Source organism: Candidatus Francisella endociliophora, from assembly GCF_000764555.1.
GTDB lineage: Bacteria > Pseudomonadota > Gammaproteobacteria > Francisellales > Francisellaceae > Francisella > Francisella endociliophora.
Genome location: NZ_CP009574.1, coordinates 404,503 through 420,375 on the forward strand (window position 1 = coordinate 404,503; position 15,873 = coordinate 420,375).

Sequence of the window (15,873 nt, forward strand, 5' to 3'; positions counted from 1 at the left end):
CTAGACTCCTAAGCTTGTTGTTCTTTATATAATCTTTGAATTTCTGGCCACATCATTGATTCTGATAATTTTACTCTTTTAGGAACTTCGCCAGGTTTAGTATCTACAACTTTTGTAAAATCGGCCAAATCTAAAGGTGACTGCCAATTTTTTATATTTTCTTTCTTTATCCAGCGCTTCTCAGGATTTGGCATATATGACCAGTCTTTAATACCAATTCCACCCCAATATGTACAATGCCCTTCTTTATCTTTTGGATTACAAATTCTTATTCTTATACTAGTCTGATAAAACTTATATTGATCGAGGAACTTACCTAACTTATAGGTTTCCTCCATTAGTTTTAATATATTTTGCGGAGTTATATCAAACTTCACATTACCTCCAGCGCCAACTTGTAAGCCTCGAGTACTATGCTCGATTGCTTGCATAAATGTTGGATACTTATCTAAGGTTGCCTTAGCTGCATCAAAGTCACTATTATTTACACCTAAAGCTACGGCAACCATTGAACCACAAGTATTATTTTTTGTGATTTTATCCATATATGGGCATATATATTTATCTTTCCATTCTTTTATTTTGTAGTGATTTTCATCATAGCTAGAGAACTCAACTCGACCATAAACATCTGTAGTTACTGCTATTTTATAGTCTTTGTCATCAGCTGGATACATCTCAAACTCATAGCTTCGGTTACCAGTTGCATATCTACCACTATCTGCTACTACGACAAACTTCTTATCATAAGCACTCTCTAGTTGTGCAGCAGCTTTTTCACCTACTTCATTGATACTACTTTGACTCGGTCCAAATATGCCCATCGCTCTACCTACGGTAAAGCTCGCAATTAATATAAATATCACCGATAGCGTTATAATCATAGTTTTCATTAGTCTAACTCATTTACATAATCATATAGGCCGTTTACCTGTCTATTGTTCTCATCTGCAAATATACCTTTTTCATCATGCCAAAGGGCATCTACACTATCTTCTGGCTCAACTTCATCATATTCTGTTAGTGGTTGATAGTGCTGTAATGCGATTAGATAACTTTTTCTAGAAGTAAAAGTTGATACTAGTTTGAGTCCCATTGCTATTCTAGCATTTGCTAGATTCTCATCTGAATCTATCAGCTTCTGGTCATTATCATTTAGGTTATTTAGCAAGTATAGTAGCTTACCTACCGATTCAGGTACTAGTGCTAGTATTAGCTCATCATCTGCTTTTTCTAACTCATCTATCACAGCTTGTATACTTACTGTCTTACCATCTTTTTGTAAGCTTTCTAGGTACTTCTTAATCTCTTCATCATTTGGCACAGCATAAGTATCTACTAATGCTTGATAGTTACCTCTTCTGCCTAACATTTGTTTTACTGTTTTAGCTATGATTGTTTCATCTAACTCAAACTCTTGTCTTGCCTCTTGATAATAATAAAACTTCTCCAATGAGTAACGCTCACCCACTGTAGCATCAAATATCAAAGCATCTCCCTCTGGATAGTCTTGATCTTTGTTATGTGTAGAGAGTAGATATTTACTATCTGCATAGATCAACCACTTATCATCTTTATAATCTAGCTGATATGGTTTTGTTAGTTGTTTTGATTCTAAATCCTTGATTTTTAACCTACCTAGATTTAGTTTTTCTATTTTCTTATTATTCTTAGTATTAGCTGCCCTACTCCAATGCAATATCCCATCAACTATTTGATTATCTTTAGCTGTAGGGTACTGATCGTGATTTTCACCTTCTAAGACATATTTATTATCTTTGACTGCTACTTTAACTTTTTGCGATAATAATATCTGACTATCTACATATTCTTCTGTAGCTACCAACTCAAATACTCCATACTCTTCATCTACTTGATGTTGATATGATTTATGTGTTATTGCTTTTTCATTATCATAATCAATATCTGCTATTAGATCAGGCTTATATGGTAACCTAGCATAAGTCTCTGCTAGCTGCTTAAAATTGTACCTACCTGCTAACATCAAGCCCATATATAGCATACTTGACTGTGTAGTCTTACCGATATCTAACCATCTGTTGATATTTGTCTCAGATAAGTTTTGTAAATGCTCTATGCCATTATTTACTGCTTGTTGGTTGGCAAACTGATAGCCTCCTTTAAAACCTAATCCTTTAACCTTAGATTCTAAATCTCCATCTATAGCACCCCAGTTAATCAGGTATGTATCTCCATCAAGATGTTTATCTTTATCAAAATCTATATCTGCAATACTCATACTATCTAGTACAGACTGGTCTAGCATACAGATACCAGATCTTACAAAGCTTATATGGATATATTCTTTATTAGCTAATAATGTTTGCTCAAGGTCAGCTGTAGTGTCAAATCTATTTGCTACTTGACGTTTAGCAAAGTTATTCCTATATATAGAATTTGTCTTTGACTTATTCAAATATTTAGCTTGTGAATTAAATATATCTCTAACTAAGTTTGTCGGTACAAAATATAGCTTAGCTTGCTTAGGGCTATATATCACATCACCAATATAGTAAATATCATCTGCATTATCATCAGGATGTTTATATTCTGCTTGTTTAACTTGATACTCCTGGAGTCTAAATGATGATTTAGTCATATCACCATCTATAACCATCTTAGAGCCAATATTGTACTTAATACTACCTGCATTAATATTTTTAAATGGTGCTTTTTCTGTTTGATTTTTTGCAGTTACTCGAAAACCAGCACTTTTTACATTTAGCTTTTCTGTGCTTATCGTGGCTTTGTTTGATTTAAGATTGATATTCTTTGTAGCTGTGATTGTATGCTTGCCTGAGCTAGTCTCTGTCAGTATATTATCACTTATGGTTGTACTATCAGCCATGATCGTTTCAACTCTACTCTTTGCTTGTATAGTTGTCGTTTCTTGCTTAGTTTCGCTCTTAAAATCTTTTGCATGAAATGTTTCTTTAGCTGATTTAGATTGCTGATAAATCTTAGTATCATCTTCGTAAGTGTTATAGATATTTCCTTTGCTTATCTCTTCTACCTTAGATGAAGATATTAGCTTCTTCTTTTTACCTTCTGCTAACTCCTCTTGAACTATACTATCATCGCTAACTATATTCTTTTGGACTTTACCACTTTTATATTCTGATACGCTACTTTGGCTCTTCGCTCCAGATTTATCTTTATCAGCCCAATCATCTGGACGAGTGTTAAATACTTTGGCCATAGAAAGAAATGTATAAACCTTTATAAAATAATTATATAGATAAATATCTTTAAGTTTATACTTGTTAAACATCATTTATCAAACTCACTAATCTTATCTTTACAAAGCTTTTCTGTCAGAAGCTGTAATTGTTTAACTCTCTCACCCAGCCAAGTTAGTTCTTCTTCAGTTATCTTGTAATGTTTTGAATAGCGAGCCTCTATATATGCTTTCTTTAAAAGTTGAAATCTGCGACGCTCAACCTTACTAGTTTGTGGAAATATCTCAGCAGTCTGCTCATCTAATTCAATTGCTAATGAGTTGAGTTTAACCAAATTATGAGTGTTTGGTTTATAGTTTGTAAAAACTAAAAGTAAACAAGCATAAAAATGCTCCGAAGCTTGATGTAGAAAAAAAGCTGCTTTTTTCGGATAGTTTCTTTCAATTGCTACTTGAAAGAATTCGACAAATTCACTAGCACTCTCAAACCATTGTTCGTAGTCTTTTTCAGCGATTTCTTTTGATTCAGATTTGCTTAGATTACCAGCTAATGCTAATTCTCTACGATCTGACTCATATAGCACTATTCCATCTCGTTTTATATCAGAAAAGAAATATTGCCCTTTTACAAGAGCTTCATTTACCTCTTTAAGAGAGTGGACAATTATATTTACTTCTGGGCGAATCCTAGCAGCCATACGAGATTCAACATTATCCCAAATCCTGTACTCTTCTACTAGCTCTTGGCGATCTAATATAACCAAGATATCATAGTCACTTATATAACCATGTGCAGGATCATTGACCCATTTACCTGTAGCAAAACTACCGAATAGGATAATCTTTAAAATCTTACTGTTTTTTCTTTTACCATGAGAAAAGCCTGTCACTTGCTCAAACTCATCGCGTATAACAGCGACTATCTGAGATAGATGATTTTGCTTAGATGCTGGTAAGTTGCTTAAATCTGTTTTCATAAGTTAATGATACCATTTAAACATCTATAATTAATATCTTGTATAAACATTATCATAGTCTCGAGTTTGCCCTCTCGCATCACAATATTTATTGACCTTAACTTCAAACCTAAATGTTTATTGCGTCCAAGCATTATCATAGTCTTCTTTTTGACCTATCTTATTACAAAATTCTATAGCTTTATTTAAATCATTATTTTTTCTATCATTTTTATGGTATTTCCAATATTTACCAAAAGAACTACAATAAATAGTTTTTAATCGTTTCTTTTTGAAATAATCTATAGATGCTTTTAGACTATCAATATCTTCTATTTGAAAATTCATTATAATAATTGGATTATCTACTGCCTGCACTTTGAAGTAATAAGTACCATACTCTTTACCTTTACAGTAAATAAAAGTACAATCAGTAGCTCCATTTATATGATTTTCATATTTATAATCAAAATTTAATAATTTAAATTTTTGATTATATTCTTTTTCTAGTAACTGTAATACTTCTTGTTTAACTTTTACTTGGTCATCACTACTACTTTTAGCTGATAACTTTGTCGCACAACTAGTTAAAAAAAATATTAAACAAGATGCTAGGATTAATTTTAAGTACTTCACTTTAAACCTCGATATAGTTAGACATTTTAGAGAAACAAGCTTTATATTTTGCTTTTTGAGTGTTTATAATTTCTTGGTATGCAGGGCTTAGCTTTTCACTCAAGATACTAGCATTAGTAGTATTTATTTGAGTATCAATTAAAGTACCATCAGGTAGATAGCCTTGATACCTATAGTTACTCATTGAATGTAATAGAGTAACTGACAATGAAGATAACCCTGTCTTTATGACATTTGTACTGCCAACTAATTCAGCTGTAGTTCCAACCAAATCTCCTTCCCTTATATAGTTGGTTATTTTACTGTCAATATTGACCTTATCTCCAGCATACTTACCTATTAGCTTATCTTCCAAATCTTCCCAATCACCACCATCAAACAATATACCAAATGTACTTGCCCAAGAGCGTAAAGACTTAATAGGGTTTAAAGTAGGGTAGTAAACTTTATTGTCATGTATAACTTCTAAAGTTAAGTGTACTTGGCTTTTAAGTCCAAATGCTTCAAAGGTCTTTGTAGTTCCTCGCATTTTATTAGCAAAATATACCGATTGAATTTGTGCAATTGCACCACCCAAACTATGACCTGTAAAGTCTATGTTTTTACTGCGTCCAGAAATTATCATAAGATTCTGTCTGACCTTTTTCATCACAATATTCTTTAATTTTTTCTAAAGCATCATTATTTTTATCATTCTTATGTTCTTTCCAATAATTTCCAAATGAACTGCAATATATTGTATTTAATTGATGCTTTTTAAAAGCATCAATTAAGGGTTTAATTGATGCTTTTGTTACATCTCCATCATTTATTTTAAAATTCATGATGATTATAGGATTATCAACCGCCTGTACTTTAAAGCTATATATACCATATTTTTCCATTTTGCAAAAGCTCATCTGACAAGTATTATCTACCCAATGTCTTTCATATGTATAATTAAAATCTTTTAGCTTGAATGGTTGCTTGTACTCATCTTCAAGTAATTTTAAAATCTCAGTTTTAACTTTCTGTTGTTGCTCTGTTGTTGCTTCATTACTTTCTCTTTTAGCTGTTGTATATTGATAAGCTCCGCAACTGATCAAACTTACCATAAAAACAAATAATATTGCTATTTTTATAAACCTCATCTTATAGTTCCTCATGATTAGTAAATGTTGGAGTACCAAAGCAGAGTCTATATTTGATTTTTTGTTCTGTATTATCTGATGACTTTAAGATATTTGAGTTTGTTATATTTACAAGAGTATTTATCAAGCTACCATCCGCAGTATATCCTTGGTATCTATAATTACTCATAGAGTGTAGCTCTAAAAAGTCGCTAGTACTTCCTGCACTATCTATATTTACTGTATTTCCTATACTATGTGCTAGATTTGCTATTAAATCACCTTTACGACCAAAAGCTGTAAACTTAATACTTGGTTTATATCCTACATAATTAACTACTAGTTTATCTGCGATACCTTGCCAACTATTACAATTCCAATCAATTCCAGCCATACATACAGCTGAATTTAAAGCTTTAAGAGGATTTAAAGTCATATAATATATTTTATGACCTTCTGTAATATGACTAATTCTTGGAGCAACTTCATTTTCAACACCAAAAGGCTCAAAGCCTTTTGATGGAGATAAATTAACTCCTTTTGAAGCTCTATCTGCAAAATAAACTGCTTGCATTTGAGTTATAGAACCACCTAAACTATGACCACTAAACCCAATATACTTCAGATTATTGTCTTTAAGTAAGTCTTCACCAAATTCAATACCTGCTTTTGCGTGTTCTGATATTATAGTTACAGGCATACTTTTGCCTAATATACCCATATCAAGTACGTCAGACTTAACTAAGTCATGATAAACCGCTTCTAAGGTATCTTGCCTTGTACCTCTATTGATTACATAGATACCGCTATTAGTGCTATCTTTTGCATTAGCAATTGCTATACCATAGTAGCCAACGGTGTTTTTCAGTTTACTACTTGTTGTTACTATTTTGTATTTAGCTAAGATTGGATAATAATAGTTAGAATAATCAGCAAAAGGTATATTCAAGTCTCCATGCTTATCAACTGATAAAACCTTATCAAGATCATCTATTAAGCTTTTCTTATCTTTTTTATATATCGCTTGTGATAAAGGTATAGGATTATCTTTTTGCTGTCTTATTACAGCCTCTAAAAACTCCTCTTCATACACCAACTCACATAGTACACTAGCATCTTTATCTGGTAAGTCTGTTAGCGGTTGGCTTGTGTCTTCCTGGTCTTCTTCTTTTAGGTCATGGATTATGTCTTCAGCATCCCTCGTAAGCATTACTGTAGCAGGTGTTATCTCTAAGTATTCATGCTTGTAGAAAAGATCTCTATCCTTTCTAAGCTTCAGGGTCATTTCTTCACTGTTTATTTCGTTGTATAAACCGTTTATCTTCCTTTGTAGACTGCTATCTTCAATGCTTAGCATGTCTTCTTCTCTATTCCATAAATGATCGACACTTTTAACAGGGTCTACTTCATCATATTCATTTAATGGCTGATAATGTTTTAGTGCGATTAGATAGCCTTTTCTAGTTCTAAAGGTAGATAGAAGCTTAATACACATCTTAAGCACCCTTTCAGATAATTCTATACTATCCTCTATAGCTTTTTGGCTAGCTTTACTTGGGTTATTAAGTAGGTATAGTAGTTTACCTACTGATTCAGGTACTAAGGCTAGTATCAGCTCATCATCTGCTTTTTCTAACTCTGCTATTACTGATTCTATATCCTTTGTTTTACCATTCTCTTGTAAGCTTTCTAAGTGCTTTTTAATCTCTTCATCATTTGGCACAGCATAAGTATCTACCAATGCTTGATAGTTAGCTCTTCTGCCTAACATTTGTTTTATTGTTTTAGCTATGATTGTTTCATCTAGCTCAAACTCTTGTCTTGCCTCTTGATAGTAATAAAACTTCTCCAATGAGTAACGCTCACCCACTGTAGCATCAAATATCAAAGCATCTCCCTCTGGATAGTCTTGATCTTTGTTATGTGTAGAGAGTAGATATTTACTATCTGCATAGATCAACCACTTATCATCTTTATAATCTAGCTGATATGGATTTGTTAGTTGTTTTGATTGTAGGTCTTTGATTTTTAACCTACCTAGATTTAGTTTTTCTATTTTCTTACTATTCTTAGTATTAGCTGCCCTACTCCAATGCAATATTCCATCAACTATTTGATTATCTTTAGCTGTAGGATATTGATCGTGATTTTCACCTTCTAAGACATACTTATCATCTTTGACTGCTACTTTAACTTTTTGCGATAATAATACCTGACTATCTACATATTCTTCTGTAGCTACCAACTCAAATACTCCATACTCTTCATCTACTTGATGTTGATATGATTTATGTGTTATTGCTTTTTCATTATCATAATCAATATCTGCTATTAGATCAGGCTTATATGGTAACCTAGCATAAGTCTCTGCTAACTGCTTGAAGTTGTACCTACCTGCTAACATCAAGCCCATATATAGCATACTTGACTGTGTAGTCTTACCGATATCTAACCATCTGTTGATATTTGTCTCAGATAAGTTTTGTAAATGCTCTATGCCATTATTTACTGCTTGTTGGTTAGCAAACTGATAGCCTCCTTTAAAACCTAATCCTTTAACCTTAGATTCTAAATCTCCACCTATAGCACCCCAGTTAATCAGGTATGTATCTCCATCAAGATGTTTATCTTTATCAAAATCTATATCTGCAATACTCATACTATCTAGTACAGACTGGTCTAGCATACAGATACCAGATCTTACAAAGCTTATATGGATATATTCTTTATTAGCTAATATCACTTGTTCAAGGTCATTACTTGTGTCAAATCTATTTGCTACTTGACGTTTAGCAAAGTTATTCCTATATATAGAATTCGTCTTTGATTTACTTAAATATTTAGCTTGTGAATTAAATATATCTCTAACTAAGTTTGTCGGTACAAAATATAGCTTAGCTTGCTTAGGGCTATATATCACATCACCAATATAGTAAATATCATCTGCATTATCATCAGGATGTTTATATTCTGCTTGTTTAACTTGATACTCTTGTAATTTAAATGATGATTTAGTCATATCACCATCTATAACCATCTTAGAGCCAATATTGTACTTAATACTACCTGCATTAATATTTTTAAATGGCGCTTTTTCTGTTTGATTCTTCGCTGTTACTCGAAAACCAGCACTTTTTACATTTAGCTTGTCTGTGCTTATCGTGGCTTTGTTTGATTTAAGATTGATATTCTTTGTAGCTGTGATTGTATGCTTGCCTGAGCCAGTCTCTGTCAGTATATTATCACTTATGGTTGTACTATCAGCCATGATCGTTTCAACTCTACTCTTTGCTTGTATAGTTGTCGTTTCTTGCTTAGTTTCGCTCTTATAATCTTTTGCATGAAATGTTTCTTTGGCTGATTTAGATTGCTGATAAATCTTAGTATCATCTTCGTAAGTGTTATAGATATTTCCTTTACTAATCTCTTCTACCTTAGATGAAGATATTAGCTTCTTCTTTTTACCTTCTGCTAACTCCTCTTGAACTATACTATCATCGCTAACTATATTCTTTTGGACTTTACCACTTTTATATTCTGATACGCTACTTTGGCTCTTCGCTCCAGATTTATCTTTATCAGCCCAATCATCCGGACGACTATCAAATACTTTGGCCATAAAAATACCACAAAACTTTATAATCTTATTAGTTTGATTATAAAAGTTATTAAACTTAATTTATAGGAAATTTTTATTTTTATATTAAAAAAATACTGAGATACTTTGATAAAAGAATTAACTATAGTAGTGCAAATATGTACTTTCTGTTGTTAAACCATCTATAAAATAGCAGGAAGTAGACTACTGAAGAATATAAATATTATTCAAAGCCTCACAAACTTCTTCAGCTACTCTACTAGGAAATATTCCAATATAACCACCTAATTTTTTAGCTAACTTATCACCAGCTAAGCCATGGATATATACAGCCAACCTACTTGCTGATAGAGTATCTAAACCTTGAGCTAAAAATGCTCCAATGATCCCAGATAGCACATCGCCTTGCCCTGCTACTGCCATACCTTGATTGCCTGTAGCATTTATATAGATACCATTATCTTTACAAATTAGGCTTCCAGCTCCTTTTAGTACGACTGTGGCATTATATTTTTTAGCTAAAGTTCTAGCTGCAGCAAATCTATCATCTTGAATCTCTTGAATAGTACAGCCAAGTAATCTTGCCGCCTCTGCTGGGTGTGGAGTTATTATTTTGTTTTCTAATTTAATAAATTTCTCTCTAATTTGCTGATTAGTTGAGATTATATTTAGAGCATCTGCATCAAATATTGCAGGTTGAGTTAGGTTATCAATTATCAACTCTAAAACTTGTTGAGCGTCATCAGTTGTATCAAAACCAACTCCTACTGCTAAAGCTGAGAAAGTATTTAGATTTTTAGGGATATCTCCTAGAGATTTTGTCATTAACTCTGGCATAGACATATCTGCACGAAAATCTTTATCTAAAGATATCATCGAGACCTTACCACAACCACTATATAGCGAACTTTTACCAGCTAATTGCAAAGCCCCATTCATACCAACATTACCACCAATTATAGCTAGATTGCCATAAGTGCCTTTGTTAGTATTTTTCTTTTTCCTAAGAATATTATCGAGATTTATATCTTGAATATGATTTTTATAGACTTGATACTCTGATTGACTAATTTTGATATTTTCACTATTAATTAGCTCTTTGACAGTTACCTGACCAGCATAATCAAGACCATCGCCTGTATGTAAGCCCTGCTTATCTGCTAAAAATGTAACTGTCTGTCTAGCTAGAATTGCTTCACCATAAACCTTAGCATTAAAAGCACCTAAACCACTTGGTACATCTATAGCTAACGTATATTTAGAATTTTGATTTATAGTTTTAACAAGCTCTAAAATATCTCCCTCAAGATCTCTATCTAATCCTATGCCAAATATTCCATCTATAATTACATCATAGTCACTTACATTTGGTAATTTTTCCAAAGGCTTTTTAAGTTTAAAAAATTTATCATAATAACCTTGATTATCTAGGTTTGCTTTTGGAAAGACTCTATAGATATCTACATCATAACCTTGACTATATAGTTTGATAGCTGCAGCAATGCCATCACTACCATTATTACCAGATCCAACAACTACCAAGATTTTATTTTTCTTATCAAACTTAGAGCAAATAAGGCTTACTATTTCATCAGAAGCATTTTCAATAAGATTTAACCCTTGAGAAATAGCATATTCTTCAATTTGACGATTTTGTAATTCAGAAAGAAAACACATAAGACAAATATTTGTAGACAACTGTATATCTATAATAAAGCAAAGCTTCTTATAAACTCAACATCCACCCTAAAATAGCACATATCAACTTTACTGATATATATAATAAAAAACATTAATTTTACATATATACATGTTAGTGAAATAATAGATACATAAAATAAATTAAGCAAAACAGAAGGGCAAAAAAATGAAAAAACTAGTCTTAACAGCTGTAATCACTCTTACTTTAGCAACTACAAGTTTTGGATATGTGCATCAAATGGGAACATCTAACCAATCTTTCCCAGTACAAGAACTTACTCTTTGCCAATAAGAGTTTTGATAAATAAATTTTACAAAAAAATAAAAAAACTTACTTATTAACTATTGAATTAGCTATAGCTGCTATTTCTTTATCAATTTTTTCTGGATTTTGAATAGTCAAAACATTAGCTCTTTCTAAGAATGGTTCATTGATTATCTTATTCATAAGTTCAAATGCTATGATTTGCTGCATAGGTTGTGCAAGGTGACTATTATTCCAAAAAGGATACCCTTCTCTAGGACTCATAGGCTTATAATAACAATTATTTTCAATAACTTGCGCACTAAAATAGTCTTTACTACATGTTTCTGTTTTTTTAGCTTTTGCTACAAACTCTCGAGATACTATTGCTTTATCTAACTTACTACCCATATCTATAACTTTCACATTACTATCATTAACAAATAGTATTTCTAGCTGAGCATTCAATGCTTGTGATATCAAAGAAGGAAGCGAATATAAAGCTCCAAAATTTCTTGCTGTTGGTGTTAGGCCTAAATTATAAGCATTAATAACATAAATATGTTTTGCACCGGCTTGCTTTTCTAGCATTTTCACAGCTTCTTGAATGTTATTTGCTATATTTCCTGGCAGCTTAAATGTACCGATATCTTGCTTAAAAGCATTTAGCTTACCTTTAAGAAGCTTATTTAACATAGCATTACTAATATCATTAGCTCCAATCCAAACGATATATGCAGTATCTGTATTATCCTGAAGCTGAGAATATTTATTTTTATCATATAAATAAAATTTAATTTGCTTTATAACTCCAGCAACAGCTAAATTTTCCCAATTATCGTTAGAAACGCTTTTAGTATAGCTATCTATTTTAGACTTAACTTGCTCTTGCTCTTTACCTATATCGCCCTCATCGACAGGCGTAGTTACAGCGAAATAGTCTGGATTGGTATAACCATCTATAGTCATAGCTCCAACAACAGCATAGTTAAGCGAAGTACTATCTTTTAGACTATTTGGATTGCGGTATAGATCTATCCAGTTCACCATCGAAGGTGTGTTAGCTTGAGGATAAGTATTATAAATAAAATAATCAAACCACCCAAATGAATAATGTTCTTTATTTGGATGAGAAAGCTCAGCATATTCACTATTTGGAACACTCCATGCCCAAGTCATATCAGGATAGTTATCTGCAACAAAACTAGGCATTTGAAAATTAGTGCCTAGCATATTTTCAGCTATAGGATTAGTTACAGGAACAACATAATTCATCGGTAGATCTTCTGCAGAATTTTGCAGTAAATAGTTTTCCGGAAGATTTCCTGTATCAGAGATACTATCGCCAAATACTATAAAATTTTTGTAATGCGTATTGTCCTTAGCATAAGCCCCAGATACTATTGTCAAAACTAATAACACTTTCAAAAACTTCAAAATAATCTCCTAATTATCATGCAATTTATAATTCAACTAAATTACAATACTACTTTATTTTAATAGAAAATAAAATTTTTATGGATTATTATCAGATATTTTATGAACTTATTTAAATTTATTATTTTCCAAAAAGTAAGCTATTTTACTAAAAGTTTCTGCATCATGGTGTATTTCTCTATGATTCTTATTTAAAACAACTCTATCACTACTATTAATAGCAAAAACAGAATCAACATCTACTAGACCATCATGCTCCTTACTTAAGCAAAGTTTAGCTAACAAATTAAACTTTGAGTGCTTATTACCAGCTATTAAACCAGTAGGAAACTTATCTGTAACACTATTACAAAACTCTATATATTTATCTGTTGCTAATAAATCTTTATTTGGCTTTAAAACTTTTGAATAAAAAGGAATCTTATCACCAAAATCTGCCACTTTTGATCCTGCAAATGGTGTCGCTATAAAAATACATTTATCAATATTATCAAGATTTAACTCATGTATAGCTTTACAAGTTATAAGCCCTCCCATACTATGTGCGACAAATGTAATGGTTTTTGTTTTTGGAATATTTTTAAGAACCTCACATAACCTTGTAACAGCAACCTCAAGACTTACAAAAGTAGTAGGTAAATCAACAGATATTATATCGTCAAACTTTTTTGCAAAAAAATCTCTAAGAGTACGCATGTCTTTACTATTTTTAATAAATCCATGCACTAATACTAAAACTTTATCTTCATTCATATATTAAGCACTAAACCCAAAACCTTTGGTATTTTTCAAAATAATATTAGGCTCTTCAAAGCCTATATAATCACTATATATACTTTTATCAACCCAATCTAGAGGATCAAGGTCAGCAACACTTATACCTTCTGACAATGCAAAGCTAGCTGTCGCTAATATCCCAACAGGGGATTCCATCATACAACCTACCATACATGGGATATTTGCCTCATTCGCTATTTTTTTAATTTTTTGTGCTTCTAATATTCCACCAGTTTTTGCTAGTTTAATATTTATCATATTACAAGCTTTTTCATCTATTACTCGTTGTGCATCTTTAGCATCAAAAACTGACTCATCGGCAACCACAGGTATATTACTAAATTGAGTAATCTCTCTCATACTAGCAATATCAGAATATTTTACAGGCTGTTCAATAATCTCAACATTTATATCGTATTTATTAAGCTCTTCGATAAATTGTCTAGTTTGTAAAATACTCCAACCCTGATTAGCATCAAACCTAAACTTAATATCACGCGAAAATTCACTATCAATAGCTTTTAGAAGTTCTATATCTCTTTTAAAATCCGCACCAGTTTTAACTTTGATAGCATTAAAACCAGCTTCAACACCATTCTGAATATTTTGGATAGTTTCTGCAACACTACCACAACTTATAGACACATCGGTTTCTATAGTATTTTTCTTAGCACCAAGTAACTGTGCTACAGATATATTTTTTTGTTTTGCTAGTAAGCCATGAAAAGCAAGATCTACGGCCATCTTAGCAGCACTATTAAACATTACTCGCTTAAAAGCATGCTCTATAGTTTCTTTATAATCCTCTAATTTTGAGCCTTTTATTACAGGTGCAAAAACCTCATTAATTATATAAGTCATCCCTTGTAGTGTATCACCTGTTATAGCAGTCGTTGCAGGAGCTACTCCATAACCTTTTTGACCATTATCTAAAGTTAGCTCAACAACTAGAGAATCTATATGATTAGTACTTCTAACAGCCGTTACAAAAGTTCTTTTAAGAGGTGTTTTAATGATTGATGTTCTTATATCTATTATTTTATTCATATTGCAAATCCAGAAAGTATTTTAGCTACAATTAAACCACCTTGAGTTCCTATAAGAAAACCTAACAATGACATAACTACCGCAATGGAAACTAAACTTCTACAATATGCACTAGCAAGAATTGGAGCTCCAGCAATACCACCAATATTTGCTAAAGAAGCAATCGAACACATAGCCAAATTTAACTTAAATACTTTAGCAATAATAACCATAATTATTGCATGTATAGTTAAAACCATAAGTCCACAAACTATATATATTGGAGCTTCTGAGAAACCTTCAAAAGTTGAGCCAGACGCAATAAGAGCAACAAGAAAATATAAAAATATACTTGCTATAATACTATCACTTCTGATTCTAGCAAGAGGTGTCATAGCACCAACAAATCCAAATAACGTAACTAAAAGAATAGTCCAAGTTTTAGCTGATATTAACTGTGTAGCAGGAAGATATGAGGATAATATATTTGCTATGTCTGTAGCTGTAAATGCAACAGCCACTAGCACAAAAATTCCTACAAAATTTATATCCCCTTTAATATTATAAGGATCTTCTATATTTACTTTTTTGATATGCTCTTCTATACAGCCAGCTTTTGTCCATTTATCAAAGATATTAGCTCTAGAAATTAGAACAAATAAAAATGCAAACCAAATAGTATAACTAATTGAATCTGTAAGAAGTATGTAACCCATTTGATTATCCGGAGTACCTAAAGCTTGCTTGACTGCAACCATATTACCTGTACCACCCATCCAGCTTGCTGATAATGCTGAGAATCCTTTCCAAGCATCTGGCGATATATGCTTTCCAACTGTTAAATACATGATTGTAAACGCTATAATAATGCTTAGGCTTGCACCAAAGAATGCTATTAGTAATTTTCTCCCAAGCTTTATTACCATTCTAATATCACAACGAATTAACATCAAAAATAGCATTATAGGAAGTATCAGATCTTCTAGCTGTGATTTAGTTTGCTTAATCTGCATTGAGCTAGCATCCCAAAAACCAAGCATAGATAAAACTACTATTGTGAAATAAATAATTACAATAGCAGGAAAATATTCAAAGATTTTAGACTTTGATCTACTAGAAATAAGTACAATAAGGCTACATATCATTAACAATGATGATATGTAAGAAAGTGAAGTTGTTATCATTTTTTT

13 protein-coding genes are annotated in these 15,873 nt (G+C 31.9%); 1 reads left to right on the forward strand and 12 read right to left on the reverse strand.

Going from position 1 to position 15,873, the window contains the following annotated elements:
• Window positions 1-8 precede the first annotated feature (8 nt).
• The 8 genes from QI37_RS01885 to QI37_RS01920 form a co-directional block, all read right to left on the reverse strand.
• Window positions 9-893 carry a hypothetical protein gene (locus QI37_RS01885; RefSeq protein WP_040008055.1) on the reverse strand — a complete coding sequence of 295 codons (885 nt, stop codon included), beginning with the start codon at window positions 891-893 and terminating at the stop codon, window positions 9-11.
• On the reverse strand, window positions 893-3,220 hold the full coding sequence (locus QI37_RS01890) for a hypothetical protein (RefSeq protein ID WP_144242690.1): 2,328 nt from the start codon (window positions 3,218-3,220) through the stop codon (window positions 893-895). The genes QI37_RS01885 and QI37_RS01890 overlap by 1 nt, the downstream gene beginning before the upstream one ends.
• A 71-nt stretch (window positions 3,221-3,291) precedes the next feature.
• Window positions 3,292-4,176: a HEPN domain-containing protein gene (locus QI37_RS01895; protein WP_040008059.1), complete on the reverse strand. Its 885-nt coding sequence runs from the start codon at window positions 4,174-4,176 to the stop codon at window positions 3,292-3,294.
• Window positions 4,177-4,293: 117 nt separating this feature from the next.
• Entirely contained in the window at window positions 4,294-4,791 is a 498-nt protein-coding gene (locus tag QI37_RS01900; protein WP_040008062.1) for a hypothetical protein, read from the reverse strand.
• A 1-nt stretch (window position 4,792) separates the two neighbouring features.
• Window positions 4,793-5,440, reverse strand: coding sequence for a lipase family protein (locus QI37_RS01905; protein ID WP_144242691.1), 648 nt, complete (start codon window positions 5,438-5,440; stop codon window positions 4,793-4,795).
• The gene (locus tag QI37_RS01910) at window positions 5,394-5,921 is read right to left on the reverse strand and encodes a hypothetical protein (protein ID WP_040008066.1); all 528 of its coding nucleotides are present in this window, start codon (window positions 5,919-5,921) and stop codon (window positions 5,394-5,396) included. The genes QI37_RS01905 and QI37_RS01910 overlap by 47 nt, the downstream gene beginning before the upstream one ends.
• 1 nt (window position 5,922) lies before the next feature.
• The gene (locus QI37_RS01915; RefSeq protein WP_040008067.1) at window positions 5,923-9,519 is read right to left on the reverse strand and encodes a hypothetical protein; all 3,597 of its coding nucleotides are present in this window, start codon (window positions 9,517-9,519) and stop codon (window positions 5,923-5,925) included.
• Window positions 9,520-9,702: 183 nt separating this feature from the next.
• Window positions 9,703-11,175 (reverse strand): bifunctional ADP-dependent NAD(P)H-hydrate dehydratase/NAD(P)H-hydrate epimerase, encoded by a 1,473-nt coding sequence (locus QI37_RS01920; protein ID WP_040008069.1) that lies wholly within the window; start codon window positions 11,173-11,175, stop codon window positions 9,703-9,705.
• Between the two features lie 190 nt (window positions 11,176-11,365).
• Here QI37_RS01920 and QI37_RS10400 point away from each other — a divergent pair, with 190 nt between their 5' ends.
• Complete coding sequence (locus QI37_RS10400; protein WP_268746172.1) at window positions 11,366-11,491, forward strand: hypothetical protein; 126 nt, start codon at window positions 11,366-11,368, stop codon at window positions 11,489-11,491.
• A 39-nt stretch (window positions 11,492-11,530) separates the two neighbouring features.
• Here QI37_RS10400 and QI37_RS01925 read toward each other — a convergent pair whose 3' ends face one another.
• The 4 genes from QI37_RS01925 to QI37_RS01940 all read right to left on the reverse strand — a co-directional run bounded on the left by QI37_RS01925 (window position 11,531) and on the right by QI37_RS01940 (window position 15,867).
• Entirely contained in the window at window positions 11,531-12,880 is a 1,350-nt protein-coding gene (locus QI37_RS01925) for an SGNH/GDSL hydrolase family protein (protein ID WP_158409060.1), read from the reverse strand.
• Between the two features lie 108 nt (window positions 12,881-12,988).
• On the reverse strand, window positions 12,989-13,633 hold the full coding sequence (locus QI37_RS01930) for an alpha/beta hydrolase (protein WP_040008073.1): 645 nt from the start codon (window positions 13,631-13,633) through the stop codon (window positions 12,989-12,991).
• Between the two features lie 3 nt (window positions 13,634-13,636).
• The gene (locus QI37_RS01935) at window positions 13,637-14,704 is read right to left on the reverse strand and encodes a dipeptide epimerase (protein ID WP_040008074.1); all 1,068 of its coding nucleotides are present in this window, start codon (window positions 14,702-14,704) and stop codon (window positions 13,637-13,639) included.
• A complete protein-coding gene (locus QI37_RS01940; protein ID WP_040008076.1) occupies window positions 14,701-15,867 on the reverse strand; it encodes a DUF819 family protein in 1,167 nt (388 codons plus the stop codon). The genes QI37_RS01935 and QI37_RS01940 overlap by 4 nt, the downstream gene beginning before the upstream one ends.
• Window positions 15,868-15,873: the final 6 nt, after the last annotated feature.